The organism is Marseilla massiliensis, assembly GCF_023336985.1.
In the GTDB taxonomy this organism is placed as follows: Bacteria; Bacteroidota; Bacteroidia; order Bacteroidales; family Bacteroidaceae; genus Prevotella; species Prevotella intestinigallinarum.
In genome coordinates, this window is the sequence record NZ_JAMBLP010000001.1 from 157,262 (window position 1) to 177,931 (window position 20,670).

The window sequence follows — 20,670 nt, forward strand, 5'->3', positions numbered from 1 at the left end:
CCGAAACGTGCCCTCTTGCCGTCCATTCTGGCCTAAATGTATGCGTTTTACGGTTGATTTTTCGTATTAGTTGCTTTATTGTCACGATTTCTTAATATATTTGCAGCCGCTATCGATTCTCATTTGTATCAAGTGATGTTTATACGTACATTAAATTTGGAGGTAAATCATGCGGCAAGATTCTAAGGCCAACAATATTATACGCGACATAGTCATACTGACAGACTTCATTGTGCTCAACATATTGTTTTGCCTTTGGTTTCAATACGACCGGCAGGGCGCTCAGCTGTCGCATAGCGTGAGCGTGTTCAGGCCGCTCTTTGTTGCCAACATCGGCATGGTTGTGGCCCAGTATTTCTATTCCACCGTGATCCATGAGCACCGCTCCACGGCCGAGCAGGTGCTCAGGCAGACAACCTATCTCGTGCTGCTGCAGGGCGCCACCACCCTTGTGGCGTCGGAGGTGGTGGCTTATCTCACCGGCATGGCCTCGCCAGCCTTCTCGTTCACGGCATATTTCACGCTCATGCTTTACGCCGGCATACTGGTCACCCGCTATGCCGAGCGCTGGTTTGTAAAGCGCTACCGCCGCACGGGCGGCAACATCCGGCGTGTGGTGTTCGTGGGTGCCGACTTGTCTATTCTGCCCATCTACGAGTTTCTTGTGGGCGACCCGTCGACGGGCTACCGCGTGTCGGGCTACTACGCCGATGCCCCCATGCAGGACTGCCCGCCGGGATTGCGCCACCGCGGCACGCTGGCCGACCTCGACGTCAAGCTCGAGTTGCGCGACGGCGAGCACGCCGCCGACGAGCTGTATTGCTGCCTGCCCGTGACCGACACCGACCGCATACGCCGCATCATGCGCTATTGCGACAACAACGTGGTGCATTTCTACTACATACCAGCCATCTCGCGCAACTTCGGCCACATGCTCAAGCCCGAGAACGTGGGCGGGATGACGGTGTTCACCAACTGCGACGACCCGCTCATGGTGCCAGCCAACAGGTTCATAAAGCGTTCGTTCGACATTGCAGTGTCGCTGGCCGTGCTGCTGTGCCTGGCTCCGTTCATGCCGTTCATAGCCCTGTGCATAAAGCTGCAGAGCCCCGGCCCGGTGTTCTTCAGGCAGGCCCGCACGGGCATGAACGGCAAGCAGTTCTATTGCTACAAGTTCCGCTCGATGCACGTCAACAAAGACGCCGACCGCATTCAGTGCACCGAGCACGACCCGCGCAAGTTTGCCTTTGGCAACTTCATGCGCAAGGCCAACATCGACGAGCTGCCGCAGTTCTTCAACGTGCTGCGCGGCGACATGAGCATAGTGGGCCCGCGCCCTCACATGCTCTACCATACCGAGGTATACCGCCCGCTCATCGACAAGTACATGGTGCGCCACTTTGTGAAGCCGGGCATCACCGGGTGGGCCCAGGTGACGGGCTTCAGGGGCGAGACGCGTGAGCTGTGGCAGATGGAAGGGCGCGTGAAACGCGACATCTGGTATATCGAGAACTGGAGCGTTTGGCTCGACATACGCATCATACTGCGCACGGCCATCCAGGTGTTCGTACACGACAAGAACGCATACTGACATCCGCCGTCCGCCACGGGCCATCGGCCGTGGCGGCGCGCCTTTGGGCATGGTGGTTAAAAAGAGTGAACGCCTTTGGCCATATATGCGGAATTTATTACTTTTGCAGGCGAAAATCAGGCGTGCCCGTACTTATTGGGTGTGACGGGCACTTGCATCTTATACTTTAACTTTGATTGTTACATGATGAAGCTAAGTGTATTCTCTATTGCCATACCCCTGCTTATGGCTTCCTGCGCCACTACCGGCAGGCTGACTTACTTCAGCGACATGCAGCCCGAGAGCGTTGTGGCTGTCGGCGGGCAGCAAGAGATTTGCCTGCGCCCGGGCGACAAGATAACCGTAGTGGTGAGCAGCAAGGACCAGAAACTGGCCGACCTTTTCAACCTTACCGATGTGGCCGCTGCCCCCGACTCGGGCGGCGGAGAGCGCGCCGAGCGCCGCAACGCCCTGATGTACACCGTCGACAGCGATGGCAACATCGACTTCCCGGTGATGGGGCTGCTGCACGTGGGCGGCCTCTCGCGCGACTCTGTGGCCAAGTACATCAAGGCGCAGCTCGTCAGCCGGCAGTTGCTCACCGACGCCGTGGTCAACGTTGAGTTCAGCAACCTGTTCGTGGCCGTGCTCGGCGAGGTGCGCAACCCCGGCCGGTATCCTATAGAGCGCGATTGGTTTACCGTCATCGACGCCATAAGCATGGCCGGCGACCTTACCACCAACGGCGACCGCAGCAACGTGCTCGTGATGCGCCGCGAGGGCAACGTGCGCCGGGCCTACCGCATCGACCTGCGCTCGGGGGCCAGTGTCTATTCGTCGCCGGCATACTACCTGCGCCAGACCGACATAGTATACATCGAGCCGCTGCGTGCGCGCCGCGGCAAGTAGGCCGGCGCCCGTCGTTTTAAACAATCTACGAATAATGGACGAACTATCAAGAAACAATCAGATGGAAGATGGCGGGGCGCAGTTTGGCATGCGCAACCTGCTCATATTGTGCCTCCGCCGGTGGCGGTGGTACGTGGTCACGGTGGTCGTGGCATTGGCAATAGCTGCGTTCTATGTCAAGACCACGCCGCCAATGTATAAGCGCGATGCGTCGATAATGGTGCTCGACGGCCGCCAGGAGTCGTCGGCACTGGGCAAGATGCTGGCCGACTTCACCGACATGGGATTCTCCTTTTCCGACAAAGCCAACGTGAACAACGTGATTGCGGCCATCCAGTCGCCCGACGTGATGCGCGAGGTGGTGGCCACTCTCGGCATCGACGTGTCGTACACGTCGCCCGGGACGTTCTACGACGCCACGCTCTACGGCAAGACGCTGCCGGTGACGGTGAAGTTCCGCGACATCGACGAAGACGAGACTGCGTCGATGACGCTCAAGCTGCTGGGCGACGGAAACGTAGAGATGGCCGGCTTCGCCAAAAACGGCAAGGCGGTCGACTCGGAGCCGCTGCAGTGCCGCGTGGGCCAGACTGTGCACACGCCGCTGGGCATACTGACCATAGCGCCCACCGATTACTACGCCAAGGCCGGTGGCAAGGGCAAGCGCATCGACGTGCGCAAGAGCGACCTAAACTCGGCCACGGGGCGTTTCCTGGGCGGCCTCTCGGTGGCCATAGGCGACAAGAAGTCGACCATACTCAACCTGTCGTACACCGACCTGTCGACCAAGCGCGCCGAAGACATACTTAGCGCCGTTGTCGACACATACAACGAGGTGTGGGTGAAGAACCGCAGCCGGGTGTCGAACAGCACGTCGCGCTTCATCGACGAACGACTGGCAATCATCGAGCGCGAGCTCGGCAACGTGGACACCGACATTGCCAACTACAAGAGCAAGAACCTTGTGCCCGACGTGGAGATGGCTTACACGCTGTCGATGGAGCGGGCCGACAAGAACTCGGCCACGCTGCTCGACCTCAACACGAGGCTGTCGGTGGCAAGGTACATACGCGACTACATTGCCGACAAGGCCAACACCAACCAGCTCATACCCGTTGACCTCGGCCTCGAGAACGACAAGATAGACGAGCAGATAAAGAACTACAACGCCATACAGCTTGAGCGCAACCAGATGATTGCCAACAGCGGCAGGCAAAACCCGCTCGTGCACGACATGGACAAGCAGCTCGCGCAGATACGCCGGGCCATCATCTATTCGATGGACAACATGATGATGTCGCTGTCGACAAGGATTAGTCACCTGCAAAACGACGAGCAGAAGACCAATACCAACATCTCGGCCAACCCGACGCAGGCCAAGTTCCTGCTCTCCGTCGAGCGCCAGCAGAAGGTGAAAGAGGCTCTCTACCTCTTCCTGCTGCAGAAGCGCGAGGAGAACGAGCTGGCGCGGGCCTTCAACGCCGACAACACCCAGGTGATAAAGTCGCCCACGGGCAGCAACGCCCCCATCAGCCCCAAGGGCTCTGTCATCATGCTCATAGGCCTCGTGGCCGGGCTTGCACTGCCCACGGCCGTGATATACTTGCTCGAGGTGAGCAACACCACCATAAGGGGCCGCCGCGACGTTGAGGGCAGCGTGACGGCGCCCATGCTGGGCGAACTGCCGCGCATTGGCGGAGGCAGCCGCAACGTTTCGCAGCTCAAGGCGTCGTTCGGCATCAGGCAGGCCGTGGGAGGCGAGTGCCGCATAGTGGTCGAGGCCGGCAGCCGCAACTCTGCCAACGAGGCATTCCGCATAATGCGCACCAACTTTGAGTTTATGGCGGCGTCGGAGACTGCGGGCAGCGTGACCATGTTTACGTCGGCTGCCTCCGGCACGGGCAAGACCTTTGCCACGGCCAACCTTGCCGCTGTGCTGGCATTGGGCGGAAAGCGTGTGCTGGCCATCGACGGCGACATGCGCAAGGGGTCGCTGTCGGGCTTCGTAGGCAACCCCAACAAGGGCCTGGCCGGCTACCTGGCCGGAACGTATGCCGATGCCGCCGAGCTGGTTTGCCCCTATGCCAAGTGCCCCGGGCTCGACATCATGCCCGTGGGCACCCTGCCCGACAACCCCACCGAACTGCTGTCGTCGGGCCGCCTGGAGCCGTTTGTCGATGAAATGCGGCGGCGTTACGACTACGTGCTCATCGACTGCCCGCCCGTCAACGTCGTTGCCGACACGGCCATCATTGCCCGCAATGTCGACAACACCGTCTTCGTGCTGCGTGCCGGCATGACCGACCGCTCTGTGTTGCCCGATGTCGAGAAACTGTATCTCTCGGCCCGCCTGCGCAACATGACGCTCGTCATCAACGACGTGGCATGCACCGAAGAGGCCTTCGGCACCGACACGGGCTATGTCTATGCCGGGCGGCATTTGTGATTTTGGGCCTGCGGGCCTTGCCGCCGCCGGTTGCCGACGGGTTGCCGGGGCTGGCCAGTCTCTTTGCCGGTTGGGGTGGCGCGGCTTGTGCGGCGTGGCTGGCCTGGGGCGCGGGCCCGCCGGGCGGTTGGGTCGCTGCAGGCTGCATTGCATCACCCCTGCGGTGCATGCGAGACATGCCCTCTTCACCCCGGCCGTGCTGACAGCGTCGCCGGCGTTGAGCTGTGATTACATCGTTTTGATATGACAAACCCTACTGAGTTTATGGCCGACTTGCGCCATGCCTTCGGCAGCAGCCTGAAGCCGCCGGTGGCCGTGTGGCGGTCGGCCGAGGCCGCGGGCAGTATGGCTGCCGTGCCTCACTGCCTTTTTGCGGCGCTGCCCGACGTTGAGGCTGGCGGCGCCGTGTCGTTCACGCTGTCAAACCTTCATTGCGGCGGCGGGCGGCTGTATTGCGGCTTTGCGCCGCGCAACCCGGGCGTGGCCCGCTTTGTGTCGGAGCGCGAGCGCTACAAGCAGACGCCGGCCATGGTCGACGAGTATATCGATTCGCTCGGCATCAGGCCGGCGGAGCAGCCATGCCTCAACATGGCGCGCATCGACCGCATCGGCTCTTTCGACGGCATCGACGGAGTGTTTTTCCTGGCCGAGCCCGATGCGCTGTCGGGATTGTGCGCATGGGCCTTTTTCGACAACAACTCGCCCGACGCCGTGGCCTGCCTGTTTGGCTCCGGATGCAGTTCGCTGATAACCAACATTGTGGGCGAGAACGAACGTCGCGGGCGCCGTACGTTCATAGGCATGGTCGACATTTCGGCCCGCCCATACGTGGCCCCCGGCGAACTCGGCTTTGCCATACCCATGCACCGCCTTGCCGAGATGGCCGGCACGCTGCGCGAGTGCTGCCTGTGGGATGCGCCCGCATGGTCGCGCCTGCGTGAGCGGTCGTTGCGACCGTAGCGCCCGGCACCACATGCAGGCTCCGCTGGCGTGGGCCTGCCTCGGTCGGAGCTTGGCCAAACCTGCTGTTGTCTTGTTGGTCAACATGTTGGAAAACAGCCTGTTGCGCATTGCCGTGCCACCCGTTTTGGCACTCGAAACGGCCCCGGCGGCAGTGTGGAAAAGGCCGTTTTGATGTTTGTTTTGGCTGGCTTGTTTGGGCCACTGATAAACATAGGGGGCTTTTTAGGAATTCAGGAGTACAGGAGTGCAGGAGTGCAGGAGTACAGACAATAGCCTTTGTGCATGATGGAGTTAGAGGGAGGTAGAAGGAGTTACAAGGAGTTAGAGGACAATGGCATTGACTATCTCTTCCTGCAACACTTTCCACATGCCCCCAGGGTTCCCGTGCTCCCAAAACTATTGTCTTAACTCTGAACAAAGATTAAAAATTAAAAGAGCTTCCAAAACTATTGTCTGTACTCCTGTCTCCCGCCTCCTGTCTCCTAAACACACACAAAAAAACATTGTCTTAACTCCTTTACTTCCTAACTCCTTAACTCCTGAAAAGTCCACCGTTTGGCTTGCTTATTGTTCTTTTTCTCTGTTAAAAGCATTTAATCAATGTTTAAAGGAGGGCAGGCGTCAAGTCCGTTTGCACTTTTTTACTTACTTTTGTGTCTGACAATTGTGTCAGACATGGAAACAAGCTATTTAAAGATGATACGAGTAGGCATCGACATAGGTTCGACTACGGCCAAGATTGTTGTACTTGGCGACGGCGGCCAACGCCTTTATTCCGATTACAAGCGCCACAACGCCAAGGCCCGCGAGGTGCTGCTTGGCTTCATTGACGAGCTTCACGCCCGTTTTGGCGACGTGCAGGCCTCGGTGTGCATCACCGGTTCGGTGGGCATGGGCGTGTCAGAGCGCTGCTCGCTGCCGTTTGTCCAAGAGGTGGTGGCGGCCACCCGGGCCGTCGGGCAGGGCCATGCCGGCGTGCGTTCGATGATCGACATCGGCGGCGAGGACGCCAAGATAGTGTTCCTCGACGGCGGGCGGGCGTCAGACCTCCGCATGAACAGCAACTGCGCCGGCGGCACCGGGGCATTCATCGACCAGATGGCAATACTGCTCGGCGTAGGCACGGCCGACCTGAGCGCGCTGGCCGACAAGGCGTCAAACGTTTACACCATAGCCTCGCGCTGCGGTGTGTTCAGCAAGACCGACATACAGAACCTCATATCAAAGAATGTGCCCAAGGCCGACATTGCCGCCTCGGTGTTCCATGCCGTGGCCGTGCAGGTGGTGGTCACCCTGGCCCACGGTTGCGACATCAAGCCCCCGGTGCTCTTCTGCGGCGGTCCGCTGACGTTTCTGCCGGCCCTGCGCAAGGCGTTTGTAGATTATCTCAACCTGTCGGAATCCGACGTGGTGATACCCGACGGCGGCCACCTCATGCCGGCCTACGGCGCGGCCCTGTCGGCCGGGGCCCGGTCGTTCACGAGCCTGTCGGAGCTGTCGGCCCTCGTAGGCAGCCGCCTTGTCTCGTCGGGACGGCCCTCGGGTAGCCTGGAGCCTATCTTCAGCGGCGATGCCGACCACGACGGGTGGTCGCGGCGCATGAGTGCCCACGGCATGGCCCGGGCACCGCTGGCGGCAGGCAGGGAAGAGGTGGTGGTGGGCATCGACTCGGGGTCGACCACCACAAAGATAGTGGTGCTCAACGACCGCGGCGAGCTGGTGTTCGACTACTACCACAACAACGACGGCGACCCCATAGCCACGGCGCGCAGGGGGCTGGAACTCTTTGCCGGCAGGTGCCGCGAGGCAGGCACCGAGGCCGTGGTGGCCGGCAGTTGCTCTACGGGCTACGGCGAAGACCTGCTCAAGGCGGCTTTCAGGCTCGACCACGGCATCATCGAGACCATGGCCCACTACATGGCTGCACGCCATATTGCCGCCGACGTGAGCTTCATACTCGACATCGGCGGGCAGGACATGAAAGCCATATTCGTGAGCGGGGGCGTGATAAACAGGATGGAAATCAACGAGGCCTGCTCGTCGGGCTGCGGCTCGTTCATCGAGACCTTCGCCAAGTCGCTGGGATATACCGTGACCGACTTTGCGTCGGCGGCCTGCAGCTCTGCCGCCCCCTACGACCTTGGCACGCGCTGCACCGTGTTCATGAACTCAAAGGTGAAGCAGGCTTTGCGCGAGGGGGCCACCGTGGCCGACATCGCTGCGGGGCTGGCCTACTCGGTGGTGAAAAACTGCCTCTACAAGGTGCTCAGGCTAAAGGGCCCCGAGGAGCTGGGCAGCCACATTGTGGTGCAGGGCGGAACCATGCGCAACGACGCCGTGGTGCGCGCGTTCGAGAAGCTCACCGGCCGCCACGTCTACCGCAGCGACCGCCCCGAGCTGATGGGCGCCATAGGCTGCGCCCTCTATGCCCGGGCCAACCGCGGGCGCAGTGTGGCCTTGGGCGATATGCTGGCCAGCTCGGCCTGCACCACCGGCCGCCACCGTTGCCACGGCTGCGAAAACGGGTGCATGGTGGTGTCGTATGCCTTCGGCAACGGCAACCGCTATTACTCGGGCAACCGTTGCGAGCGCATATTCACCAACAAGGGCGCAAAGGTGGCACCGGGCGTCAACGCCTACGCCCATAAGCTGGAGGCCCTGTTCGGCCGCAGCGCCGGCGTGGCTCCGACTGCGCCCACCATCGGCATACCGCGGTGCCTCAACATGTATGAGGAATACCCCTTCTGGCACACTCTGTTCTCGCGGTGCGGCCTGCGGGTGGTGCTGTCCGACCCATCGTCGTTTGGCGGCTATGAGTCGTGCGCGCGCATGGTCATGTCCGACAACATCTGCTTTCCGGCCAAGCTGGCCCACAGCCACATAGAGAACCTGGTGAAGAAAGGCGTCGACCGCATATTCATGCCGTTCGTGGTCTACGAGAAGCTCGAGGGCGGACAGAACAGTTTCAACTGCCCCGTGGTGTCGGGCTACTCGGAGGTGGTGAAGAGCGTACAGGCCGGGAGCGTGCCAATAGACACGCCGGCCATAACGTTCAAAGACCGCAAGCTGCTCGGCAGGCAGTGTGCGGCCTACCTCGCGTCGCTCGGCATAGGGCGCGGCGTGGCCCGCAAGGCCTTTGCCGAGGCTGTGGCAGAGTTCGACCGCTACGGCCGCGAGCTTATGGACTACAACAGCAGCGTGCTCTCTGACAACGGGGGCAAGCGCCTGGTGGTGCTGCTTGCCGGCCGTCCGTACCATTCAGACCCGCTCATACAGCACAAGCTGTCGGACATGATAGCCTCGATGGGCGTCGACGTGATAACTGAAGACATAGTGAGGTGTACCGACACGACGGTGAAAGATGTCAACTTCGTGTCGCAGTGGGCATACACCAACCGCATACTCAAGGCTGCCGAGTGGGCCGGGCGGCAGGGGGCCAACGTTCAGTTCATGCAGATGACTTCGTTTGGTTGCGGCCCCGACGCATTCGTCACCGACGAGATTCGCAGCCTGCTGAGGCAGCACGGCAAGGCGCTCACCCTGCTCAAGATTGACGATGTGAGCAACCTCGGCTCCATCAGGCTGCGCGTTCGGTCGGTGATCGACAGCATGAGATACTCGCTGAGCGGCGGCAAGACCGAGGCCGGGGCAGCGTTTGCCGGCACGCCGGTGTTTGGCACGGCCGACCGCCGGCGCAAGATTATAGCACCGTTCTTCACACCGTTCATATCGCCACTCATACCGCCCCTGATGCGGCGGGCAGGCTACGACGTGGAAAACCTGCCGGTGAGCGACGCACAGTCGGCCGAGTACGGGCTGAAATACGCCAACAACGAGATTTGCTACCCGGCCACGCTCATCGTGGGCGACATAGTAAAGGCGTTCAGGTCGGGACGCTACGACCCGCGCGACACGGCCGTGATAATGACGCAGACCGGCGGGCAGTGCCGTGCCTCAAACTACATCTCGCTGATAAAGCGGGCCCTGACCGAGGCCGGGTATCCAGGAGTGCCAGTCATATCGCTCGCCTCGGGCTCGGGCATCAGCAACGACCAGCCCGGCTTCAGGGTCAACTGGGCGCGAATACTGCGCATTGTGCTGGCCTCGCTGCTATACAGCGACTGCCTGGCCAAGTTTTATTACGCCTCGGTGGTAAGGGAGCGCGAGAAGGGACAGGCTGCACGCCTGCGCGACCTGTACATGGAAAGGGCCGTCGGGGCCATCGAGGCCAACGACACCGGCGCGCTGTGGACGGCGCTGGGCGAGGCGGCCGAGGCCTTCGACGGCATTGTGACCGACCGCCAGGCACCGCGGGTGGGCGTGGTCGGCGAGATATTCCTAAAGTTCAACCCCTTCGCCCAGAAAGACATGACCAACTGGCTGACGGAGCAGGGCATCGAGGTAGTGCCGCCCATGCTCACCGACTTCTTCATGCAGGCGTTTGTCAACGGCAAGGTCAACGCCGAGAGCTCGCTGGAGCGGAGCCGCGTTCCGCGTGCCGTCATGCGGTGGGCTTACAAGTGGGTGCGCCGCCGCATAGACAGGGCCAACGCCGCGGGTAGCCGTTTCCGCTATTTCACGCCTTTCGCCGACATCTTCGACGAGGCGGCCGAGGCCGGGAGCGTCGTCTCGCTCTGCGCACAGTTTGGCGAGGGGTGGTTGCTGCCGGGCGAGATTCTGTCGATGGCCAGGCAGGGCGTCACCCACGTGGTGAGCCTGCAACCGTTTGGGTGCATAGCCAACCACATCGTGTCGAAGGGCATCGAGAAGCGCATAAAGAGGCTCTACCCAGGGCTCAGCATACTGTCGCTCGACTTCGACAGCGGCGTTAGCGATGTCAATGTTAGAAACCGCTTGCTGCTTTTCGTCGACAACCTTAAAGAGTGTGTTTAGCTTATGGCAACAGACAAGAACCACACCGGGGGGCTTGAGGCAAGGATTGTCGACGCTGCCCGACAACTGTTCATCGAGCGGGGCTTCGTTGGCACGAGCATGAGCGACATTGCCTCGCGCGCCGGCATCAACAGGCCCACGCTGCATTATTATTTCCGCACCAAGGAGCGCATGTTCGACGCTGTGTTCGGCGGCATAGTGGGCACGCTGGTGCCGCGGGTGAAAGACATTGTGCTGCAGCCCGACCGCCCAATAGGAGAGCGGGTGGCGAGCGTGGTCGACGCGTATTACGATGTGTTCGGGGCCAACCCGGGCCTGCCCATGTTCATTGTCCGTGAGATGCACCGCGACTTCGACGGTGTGGTGCGAACAATAATGGAGCTGAGGCTGGGGCAGTATATCGAGTCGGTAAGGCAGGGGCTACAGGGCGAGATGGACAGCGGCCGGCTCAGGCAGGTGCCCATGCGCTACCTGTTCCTGACGTTCTACTCGATGCTCACCATGCCGTTTGTGGCCGGCAACCTGTGCCGTACGGTGCTGCTTGACGACGGCGAGACGTTTGCCGACTTGCTCGCCGGGTGGAAGCCTTACATAGTCGACGCCATGGAGCGGCTGCTCGATGCCGGCGGCTGAGCTATTGCGGGGCCTTGCAGACAGCTGCCGCCACGGCGCCGCCGGCCCGCCACTTTTGTTGGCAAAAGGCTTGCCGCTTCCGTTTTTTATTCGTATTTTTGTGACGAATTACGGAACTAATCCATTTAAACCATATTATTATGAAGAGTGACCCAAAGGAGTGCCTCTATTGCCAGAGCAATGAGACATTGCACAACCTTATGATTGAAGTGGCGGAACTGAGCGTTTCGCGTGTTTTCATATTCAAGGAGCAGACATACCGCGGACGTTGCCTCGTGGCTTACAAAGACCATGTAGACGACATCAACCTGCTCGGCGACGATGACCGCAATGCGTTCATGAGCGACGTGGTGCGCGTTACGCGGGCCATGCAGAAGGTGTTTAACCCCGATAAGATAAACTACGGGGCATACGCCGACACGCTCGAGCACCTTCACTTCCACCTCGTTCCCAAGTATGTGGGCGGCCCCGACTTCGGGGGTGTGTTCCGCATGAACCCTCAGCAGACCTACCTCACCGAGGCAGAGTATGCGAGCATGGCTGAGGCCCTGCGCAAGGAACTCTGAGCGCAGGCCGCTGCAAGGCGTTGACGACAGCACAATCCGCCGCCGGAGCGAGCCATTCTGGCCCGCATCGGCGGCGGATTGTCTTTGCCTGGCTCACTGCTTGGCAGAGCCAGCGCACCCGGCCTCGGCCAACACGGCCCGGGTGATGGCGGCAATGGTGGCGGCGTTGGTGCTGTCGGTCTCGGCAGAGTCCATTATGAACACCACTATGTAGCAGTTGCCCCCGGGCAGCATCACCACGCCGGCGTCGTTGTCGGCTGCCTTGATGCCGCCGGCTCGGTCGGAGCTGCCTGTCTTGTGGGCCACTGCAATCCCCTCGGGCACACCGGCGGGAATCTTGTCGCGCCCGGTAGACGTGCCGAGCATGATGCCGCGCAGCAGCGCAAACCGGGTGTCGCCGGGGGCGAACACCACCTTCAGCACGTCGAGCATAGATTCGGGATAGCTCCAGTTGGCATAACAGAGCTGCCTGTCGGCGTGCATCGAAGCCTCAGTCTCGCTAATGCTGAAACCGCTGACGCCGAGGCTCCTGATGTACATGTCTACATAGTCTATGCCTCCGGCCAGGTCAATCAGGATGTCGCAGGCGTTGTTGTCGCTCTCGGCCACGCTGTAGCGCATCAGTTCGGCTATCGTTATGTCAATGTCGCAGTCGGGGTGATTCTGCCGCAGCGGGCTGTAGGTGTCTTTCTTCAGTCGCCCCTTGTCAATGTGCACCACGCTGTCGGGGCTTATCCCGTCCATCTGCATCCTTGCCGTGACGGCCATGGCCACGTGGGTCTTGAATACGCTGAGCAGCGGGAAGCGCACCGAGTCGTTGAGCACGAAGTGCATGTCGGCGTATTCCGCGGCCACGCCCACCGTCATCTTTTTGTCCCCAATTATAGAGTCGATGCGCTCGGCCAGCTTTGAGGCGCAAGCCGCATGGGCGCACAAGGCTGCCACGACGGCCGTAGCCAATCGCTGCCACAGGCAGGTTCCATGTCTGTAGTGTTTCATTCCAACTGTAGTTATTGTCACCGATTTGTTATGGTTTACAGTTGGTAAAGTTACGAAATATTTCAAATGCGGCCAACGCCCGGCCGTTATTTTCAACGCGTTGTACAATTATTTTGTAAACGGCGGGCCCATACTTGCCTGCCGCCGCCAGCCATCGCCGCCATGCCGAGGTGGTGGCCTGTTGACGCGCACATCCATCTGGCGCAACATCGCCTTCGTCTCCGCCACATTAAGCGGACGTCATGAAAACTTGCAATGGATGTAAATAAGTGTATAAACGTGCTTGTTTGTTTTGTTTTATTTTATGTACGAAATGCGAATAAACGCATACAAAGTATGTTAAATGACCGTTCAAATGCAATATTTGAATAAAAATTATTTTCCGTTAACACATAAAATCGTTATATTTGCGAGCGAGTTATTTCGTGAGCTCAGCTTGTCAGATGCAAATGGAAAGTAGGTTTAGAATGGTTTTGGTTGACAGCAAGTACCCTATCTTCTGCGTTTCATCAGTAGGGGATTACAGTAGTTGTTTGGCTCCCGGGCATCTCATGCAGAAATCCTTTGTTAAAGAGAAGCTTAAGGCCGGCGGGCCTATGTCCTGAACCCCATGGTGCAGCAAGCCGGAGGCTGCATCTGCATGGCGTGATGCCACTGGGAGTAAGGCAAAAGGGAGCGTTTAATGGATTTGTAATTAGCAAGAGTGACAGGCAGTGGTCACGATGGGGCGCCGGCCACAATCCGGCTGTGGCATGGCGCTTTTCATTGTTGACCGCCGTAAAGTAGGGGGAAATGATGCCGCCCCGTGTTTATCTGTGGCCCAGGGGGCTTGGTGGCGCCTTGTCGCTCTACATACATTAACAACGGCATAGAGATTCAACAGCATCCAAATGTACGGCCGATGAGAGCAACCTTAACCCTGTTTTGGCGCCCATCGACAGCCGATTAGCAACAGCAAAGTATTAACCTCGGTGGGCTTGGCGCTACCAGCAAGCAGGCCTGCCTCACAAAACAGCATCGTATGAAGAAAACTTTACTTGGTATTGGACTGATGGCAATGGCATGTTTTGCCAATGCCCAGGCACCGTCGGCCGCACAGGTGACATGGCCGGGAGAGTCGGACATCATTTATGACAAGCCCGACGGAGAGGACGTTACCGACGTCATAGGCAAGAACTTCTCTTTAATCTACGACTCGGGAAACCTATACATGCAGCAGACCTACAACGGAATAGCCTCATACGTAAAGGGGGCCGACGGCAACCTGTATGTGTTGAACCCCATACCGGGCTACCGCTCGAACTCCTACCTCAAGCTCGAGCCAGTGGGCGACGGGCGCTACGTGGCCCATACGCCGCAGGCGATAGACTATGACGAGGGCGACATGATTTACGTGATGAGGATGGCTGTGAGCTACGACGGCGGCTCTGCCCAGGTTCTGCCCGACGTGAAGGAAGACGGCACGGTAGACACCGACATCTATTTCACCTACAGCGAAGGCGTGCTCAGGCAGCAGAGGGCCGAGGGCGAGACGTTCGGCAACCCAAAGGCCTTGCTGGGCATTGTGCTCAGGGGAGGCACTTTCCTTGGCACAGGCGTCAGCGAGCTGACGGTGATGCCAAGCCCTTACCACTTGACTACACTGCCCGAGGGGCTCACACCCAAGCCTTACGGCTTTGATTACACCACGCGGCAAAACGAGAAACTGTCGGCGCAGGCCGAGGTGGCCATCGACGGCAACACCGTGTACATCAGCGACCCGGAGAACCCCGGCAAGGGTTACTGGATAAAGGGAAGCTATGCCGACGGACGCATAGTGGTCGAGCCGCAGTATGTCGGGGCCGACGAATCGTGGGGCCTGCACTACTTCCTCGTGCCGGGCAAGCTGCGCCAGGCCGAAGACGGCACCCACCTCGACTTGGCAGACAAGATTGAGCTTACCTTCGACGAGGCCGCCGGCACAATAACATCGGCCGACGACTGCCTCTATGCCATCACTGCCGACATCACGGGAGGCAAGTTGCTGGAGGCTTATTTCCACCCCACATACTCGCGCGTTGACCTGAAGCCGGCCGTGCCGGCTGCACCCGAGTTCTACGATGTGGGCAGCTACAGCCCGTCGTTTGGGCGGGAGGTGAAGTTCAACCTGCCAAGCAAGGACGTCGACGGTAACCCTATCAGCGCAAACAGACTGTCGTACAGAGTTTACATGGGCCCGGAGTCGGTGTACACCTTCACCACGGATAAGTATGTGAAGCTGTCGCAGCCCATGAGCCTGGTATCTTACAACTTCTCCGACGACTATGACTTCCCGCTGGCCTACGGCGACTACCACCGCTTCTACCTCTACGAGGAGAATGTCGACGGGCTGGGCATACAGAGCGTTTACACGGTGGATGGCGTGACAAATGAGTCGGGCATCACATGGTGGATGGCCGCAACGGGCATAGGCCGCACCGATGCCGCCACGGTCCCCGTGCGCACTGAATACTTCGACCTGCAGGGGCGCAGCGTCAGCTCGCCGCGGGGCGGACTGTATGTGGTTAAGTCGACCATGCCCGACGGAAGCGTTGTAACACGTAAGCAGGTGGTCAGATGATACTTCGGCCCGCGCCAGATGCCATGGCCCGGCCCTAAGCAGAAGGGCGGGCATCCCGGACGGCGGCTTGCCGCTGTGGGGTGCCCGCGCCTGTGGCACCGGGGGCGGCCCCGATGGAGGCAAGTGTGGCACGGCAATCAAGCTGACAGGTGAAAGTTCAGACATGGTATAGCTATGGGAGTTGTTAAGTATGCTGCATCTGAATGGGAGAGGAAAATGACTGAGAACGACCTTGACAAGCTCGAGGCGCAAGGGCTCGACGTGAGTGCGTACCGCGAACAGCTGGCGGAACGCAGGGCACGCGAAGCCGAACAGCAGAGGCGCGACAGGGCGAGGTGGAACAATCCCACATCGCTCGAAAGGCTCACGCCCTACGTGGCGATACCCCGCAGCATTAAAACACAGTTTTTCAAGAGGATGGCCGGCAGGGCGCCTTGGTTCGGAAAGATAAAGTGGCTGCGCAAGTACACAGAGGGGCACATTGTGTATGTCGGTGTGGTAAAAGCCCCGGCCGAGGCATGGAAGGGCGAGAAACACGATGCCTCGACACACACTGTCGTTGGCGTGTATGCCACAGACGACGCCCATGCCTGCAACGCAGGGTGGGTGAGCCGGGTGGCCCTGGCCCTGAGGAACATGAGCGAGGGCAAGCAGCGCGTGGCGCCGGGGTGCGAGCGCATCATCGACATGATTGCCGACGAGGGCGACCGTGGCGAGATGGCTCTGCCGGAGACCGTGGCCGAGGGGGCAACGGCATTTGTGCGTCGGATCGACATCGACGACAGGGAGTTGCCAAATGGATATCTTCCCACCGACGGCATAGTGCCCCACTTCTGCTGGGAAGGCACCATCAGGTGCATCCCTGCCGACCTCTATGCCTGGCCCTCAGCCTGACGGCACGGCCGGCTTGCACCTTCATCATGTCGGATGTGGCGGATGTGGCCCACCGTAGGGCATTGTCGGTGGCGAGTGATGGCGTAGTTTTAGAAAATAAAATATTAACTTTAAAATCCAAGAAAATGAAGAGAGTTATCAATTCAATGGTTATGTTCTGCATGGTAGTGCTGTTGGCTGCGTGCAAGGGCGACATCGGGTCGCTTGTGAAAGAAAAAGAATATCCTATGGACAAGGCCGAGTCGTATGCCAAGTTGATAGATATGCTGAAAGAAAAGGTTGACCAGAAGCGGTTTAAGATAGTGGCTATGTCCTTCTGCGAGAAAGGAGAACTGACCAACAACATGTTGTTTGTGAACCTTACGATGATCAATCCCGACAACATGGCGTTCAAACAGACGTTTTATACCGACGGCACTGTGGGCGACATGGACGAAAAAAGCATGTCTTTCAACGACGTTGACTACAAAAAGCTGAAGGGCATAGAGCTGTCGGAGATAGACCCGGCTCAGCTGGAGAAATACATCACCGAGGCAAAGAAGCTCGTTCCGCAGGGATGCACATTCAAGTCGGTCAGGTCTTTCGACATGAATGAGGTGCTTCCTGAGAAGTTGTCGCTGGGTGTAGACGAAGCCGAAGTCGGTTCGATAAAGAAATCCATATCCATCGGTTTCACCGAAGACGGCAAGGAGACCGAGGAAAGCGCCGGCAAGGTGGTGAATGTATATTACACGGCCGATGTCAATGTCAATCCCGACGGCACCGTGTCGTTGGATGATTGACCATTGTTCCGCCACATGGTTATATCTTGTCTTGGGGCCATGCCCGCAGTAGGGCATGGCCTTATGTCGGGCCGTCTGAAGATACAATAGCTTATTATCAAAATAAACTGTTACTCGATGAAAACATTCAATTACGTGGCCAAGTCCGTTTACCGCGACAACTTGGTCAACATTATTCTGTCGTTGATGCTCATACTCGTACCGATTGTCCATCCTTTCGGTATAAAAATTGGCGCCGCCCGCATCCTCGACCCGTTTCCAACCACGGTCATCCTCGTTGTTGCGGGACATGTCTTGATAATCAGGGTGCTCATGGCCATCAGGCATGCGCGCTTGCTGGCCAAGGCCGGAGGCGTCATCACAGTAGACGGCGGCCGCATCACCTATCCGTTTGCAGGCAGGCGCAAGTCGGAGATGCGCGAGCTGTTGATAGCCGACATCACGGCCGTCAGCTATGACGAAGACGACGGCTTGCTTTCGGTAGAGCTCACCGACGGGTCGGAGGTGGTCTTCGACCTCGATTTGTTCGACAACCTCACCCGGTTCAGAGAGTTTGCCGCCCTCATCCATAAATAATGCGGCGTGCAGCACTACCAGCCGCCACCATGCCCCCTATGCCATAGCCTTGCCTGATGGATGTCCAATGCGGGCGGCCATTTGCCATTAACCCATGGTGCAGAAAGCCTGTGGCTGTACTTGGTGGAGCGATGCCACATGGCGTGAGTCAATGGGGGCGTTTGATGGGCATGGCCGGTTGTGCCGCGCCGTGCTGTTTTGCATGCCGTGCCGTGCTGTTTTGCATGCAGGGCAGTCGCATTGGGTCGCCGGACACCAGGCTCTATCTGGAAGTCATTAATGGCCGATGGCAGCGTGCATGCCGTGAAGCGCCTCATTGAGCAAAGGCTTGCGCCTGCGTCCGTTTGCCGTTGTGCAGGCTGTAGTGCAGGCGGGCCTCCCCTCCTGCCAAGGGCAGTGTAGTGGGGGGCTTGCCGCATGCTGCGCCCTTGTCTTCGTGATGGCCGTTTGCAGTGTGGGCAATGTCGTGCGTTTAGTGGGCGCTGCTGTCATTGCGTATGTTGCCGTATGGCAATTCCATATTTGCCGTATCGCATCCCGATACGTGTCGTTTCACAATCCCAAACGCTGCATATTCATTATGTGCTTCAGTCGTGGTTGCTGCCTGTGGCTTTCTTTCTTGCCTGAAGTTGTACATGTTTTTTCACCGTATTGTCCCCAATCGGGCGTCGGCCCCCGAACAACGGCCGTGGAATGTTGCTTTGCAGGGCTAAGTAGGTGTTCAAAATTAATTGCCATCAAATTGTGCGCTATGTAGGAGATGCATGCCAAAGTCCGAAGAGGGAGCGTAGCGGGCTACGCGACCGACGAGACTTTGGTATGCGGCCCGAAAGAGCACACAAGATGGTGGCAAAGATATAGAGGACACCTGCAAGGTCTATTGTATCGGTTAATTTTGAACAGATACTTATAATAATAACCCATTTAAGCTTTTTACGAAAAGTCTTTTTACCCCATTCCGTAAAGATTGTTAAATGTTGGGCGGTATCCGCACTTCGTCCGGGTTACGTTTGCTTTTGTTGATAAAACTTGTTAAGTTTGCGCACAAGCGCATATAGTGCCCTTGCAGGGCATCCCGGTGTTGCGCATGGTTGTGCCCGCCAATGTCCATTGCAGCCCGTGCATGGCTGTGATGCCTCATGCCATCAGTCGGGCGCAGTATAGTTGTGAATGCAGATTTGTATGAAGTAGTGTATGAAGAATGCGTTATTGATTGTAGCAATGATGTTTGGGCTGTTGCAGCCGGGCAGGGCCAGTGGTGTCGTTGGCAAGTGGTATTGTTCACAAGCCTTTCTCGACAGTCTGTACCTGTCGGCAGTATGCAATGAATATAAAGGCATTTTCGAATTCCGCAACGATGGTACATTCAGGCTGAACGTATCGGGTAGCACCGCCGCCGGCAGGCGGCATGTTTCCACTGTGCGCGGCAAGAGGTCTGGCCGTCAGGCTGGCACGGTTGGCGGCGGCACAATCTACATCAGGCTCCGTGGCCGTTACAGTGTGGCAGGCGGCGTGATAACAACCGAGGTTGACCCGGGCAGCGTGAAGTGTTACTCCAATTCCGGGCTCGACAATCCCGACATGTCAGACGAAACGATGTCAAACGCGGAGTTGAGATACATGGAATACCAGGCAGGAAGATATGAGGAAGCCGAAAAGCGGCTGGCAGAATACACACAGTTTGTTGTCGACAGTAAGCGGTATATGTGGTAGTGGGACAACCGAAGGTTTGTCGCCAACGATTCAGTGATGCTTGTTGACGGCGGAATAAGGCTGACCGCCGAGCGCGAGAAGCCGTCGGACCTAATCCATGAAAATTCGTCGCCCCATCTCAACCCCCTGTACGACAACCAAGATGCTGTCGGTGCCATCAAGGTGTTGGGCAACCGGAACAGTTCGCCGGCACAGTTGCAGCGTGCCGCCAGGACGCTCGAAAAAGCCGTGGAGGCCGATTCGGCAGCCAACCTGATGTTCAGCCTCGGCAATGTCTACCTGTTGGGCCGTGGCGTTGCCGCTGACGGCAATCGCGCGGCCGAACTGTTGGGCAAGGCCGCCGGTGCGGGCTATGCCAAGGCATATCATGTGCTCGGGATGATGTACAAGGAGGGTCGTGGAGGCGTGGCCCGTGATTTTGTCCGTGCATATACTTGTTTTTCAAAAGGAGCCGATGCCGGCAATCGCCAGTGCCTGTATGCAAAGGGCTATATGCTCTACAAGGGATTGGGTTGCGGGCAAGACTATGCCGCGGCAGTGGCTGCCTTTCGTGAGGCTGCAGGGATGAAAGATGGAATGTCGTGGTATATGTTGGGCATCTGCCACCGCAACGGATTCGGGTGCATGCAAGACTCGGCAGCCGCCAAATACTGCCTTCGGCGCGCCATTGTCCTCAAGTGCCGTGAGGCCAGGGCCGAAATGGTGCGCAAGCATGAGGAGACATACCTCAGCAACGTCTATGGTGATGATGAGAAATATGCCAGCCTGCCCATATCCATGCCCGACATCGTTCCGGCCTCTGCCGACACCATGCTTGTCCCTGGGCGCTACGAGGGCTTCATGGTGATGTACGACTACAGCGGCGACAGGCTGGTGGCGCTCTTGCGCATGTCCATGGCGGTAGACCGCGAAGGGCGCCGGGTTGGCGGCACCATCGTTACGGGCACCGACAGTGTGGCCTACAGCGGCGAGATTGCTGCCGACGGCCGCCTGGTGTTCACCGGCGGGCAGCTGACGCTTGCCGAGAGGTATGAGCGCAGCGGGGCGCTTGCATACAAGTCTTCTGATGGTGTTAATTCTTCGTAATTATCTATAAACCACCGATTTCAACGGATGTTAACCGCATC

The 20,670-nt window shown here is 58.7% G+C and carries 14 protein-coding genes; 13 read left to right on the plus strand and 1 reads right to left on the minus strand.

Annotated features, from left to right (window positions below; genetic code table 11):
- Positions 1–169 precede the first annotated feature (169 nt).
- The 7 genes from M3089_RS00580 (at position 170) to M3089_RS00610 (ending at position 11,980) form a co-directional block, all read left to right on the plus strand.
- A complete protein-coding gene (locus M3089_RS00580) occupies positions 170–1,591 on the plus strand; it encodes an undecaprenyl-phosphate glucose phosphotransferase (protein ID WP_249081198.1) in 1,422 nt (473 codons plus the stop codon).
- 183 nt (positions 1,592–1,774) lie between these two features.
- Complete coding sequence (locus M3089_RS00585; RefSeq protein WP_249081199.1) at positions 1,775–2,479, plus strand: polysaccharide biosynthesis/export family protein; 705 nt, start codon at positions 1,775–1,777, stop codon at positions 2,477–2,479.
- Positions 2,480–2,513: 34 nt separating this feature from the next.
- Positions 2,514–4,925 (plus strand): GumC family protein, encoded by a 2,412-nt coding sequence (locus M3089_RS00590; protein WP_249081200.1) that lies wholly within the window; start codon positions 2,514–2,516, stop codon positions 4,923–4,925.
- 243 nt (positions 4,926–5,168) lie between these two features.
- Positions 5,169–5,885 carry a DUF169 domain-containing protein gene (locus tag M3089_RS00595; protein ID WP_249081201.1) on the plus strand — a complete coding sequence of 239 codons (717 nt, stop codon included), beginning with the start codon at positions 5,169–5,171 and terminating at the stop codon, positions 5,883–5,885.
- Between the two features lie 699 nt (positions 5,886–6,584).
- The gene (locus M3089_RS00600) at positions 6,585–10,781 is read left to right on the plus strand and encodes an acyl-CoA dehydratase activase-related protein (protein ID WP_249081204.1); all 4,197 of its coding nucleotides are present in this window, start codon (positions 6,585–6,587) and stop codon (positions 10,779–10,781) included.
- Between the two features lie 3 nt (positions 10,782–10,784).
- On the plus strand, positions 10,785–11,414 hold the full coding sequence (locus M3089_RS00605; protein ID WP_249081206.1) for a TetR/AcrR family transcriptional regulator: 630 nt from the start codon (positions 10,785–10,787) through the stop codon (positions 11,412–11,414).
- Between the two features lie 140 nt (positions 11,415–11,554).
- Positions 11,555–11,980 (plus strand): HIT family protein, encoded by a 426-nt coding sequence (locus M3089_RS00610; protein ID WP_205110713.1) that lies wholly within the window; start codon positions 11,555–11,557, stop codon positions 11,978–11,980.
- Between the two features lie 93 nt (positions 11,981–12,073).
- On the opposite strand, the gene bla is transcribed toward M3089_RS00610, so the two are convergent.
- Positions 12,074–12,979 carry a class A beta-lactamase gene (bla, locus tag M3089_RS00615; RefSeq protein WP_249081208.1) on the minus strand — a complete coding sequence of 302 codons (906 nt, stop codon included), beginning with the start codon at positions 12,977–12,979 and terminating at the stop codon, positions 12,074–12,076.
- A 1,021-nt stretch (positions 12,980–14,000) separates the two neighbouring features.
- Between bla and M3089_RS00620 the strand changes: the two genes are divergently transcribed.
- From M3089_RS00620 to M3089_RS00645, 6 genes are all read left to right on the plus strand, one after another.
- Positions 14,001–15,578, plus strand: a complete 1,578-nt coding sequence (locus M3089_RS00620) for a hypothetical protein (protein ID WP_249081209.1) — start codon at positions 14,001–14,003, stop codon at positions 15,576–15,578.
- Between the two features lie 174 nt (positions 15,579–15,752).
- A complete protein-coding gene (locus tag M3089_RS00625) occupies positions 15,753–16,472 on the plus strand; it encodes a hypothetical protein (RefSeq protein WP_249081210.1) in 720 nt (239 codons plus the stop codon).
- A 125-nt stretch (positions 16,473–16,597) separates the two neighbouring features.
- Positions 16,598–17,254 carry a hypothetical protein gene (locus tag M3089_RS00630; RefSeq protein WP_249081211.1) on the plus strand — a complete coding sequence of 219 codons (657 nt, stop codon included), beginning with the start codon at positions 16,598–16,600 and terminating at the stop codon, positions 17,252–17,254.
- Between the two features lie 117 nt (positions 17,255–17,371).
- Positions 17,372–17,830 (plus strand): hypothetical protein, encoded by a 459-nt coding sequence (locus M3089_RS00635; RefSeq protein ID WP_249081212.1) that lies wholly within the window; start codon positions 17,372–17,374, stop codon positions 17,828–17,830.
- Positions 17,831–19,024: 1,194 nt separating this feature from the next.
- Positions 19,025–19,543 carry a hypothetical protein gene (locus tag M3089_RS00640; protein WP_249081213.1) on the plus strand — a complete coding sequence of 173 codons (519 nt, stop codon included), beginning with the start codon at positions 19,025–19,027 and terminating at the stop codon, positions 19,541–19,543.
- Positions 19,544–19,579: 36 nt separating this feature from the next.
- Entirely contained in the window at positions 19,580–20,629 is a 1,050-nt protein-coding gene (locus tag M3089_RS00645; protein ID WP_249081214.1) for a tetratricopeptide repeat protein, read from the plus strand.
- Positions 20,630–20,670: the final 41 nt, after the last annotated feature.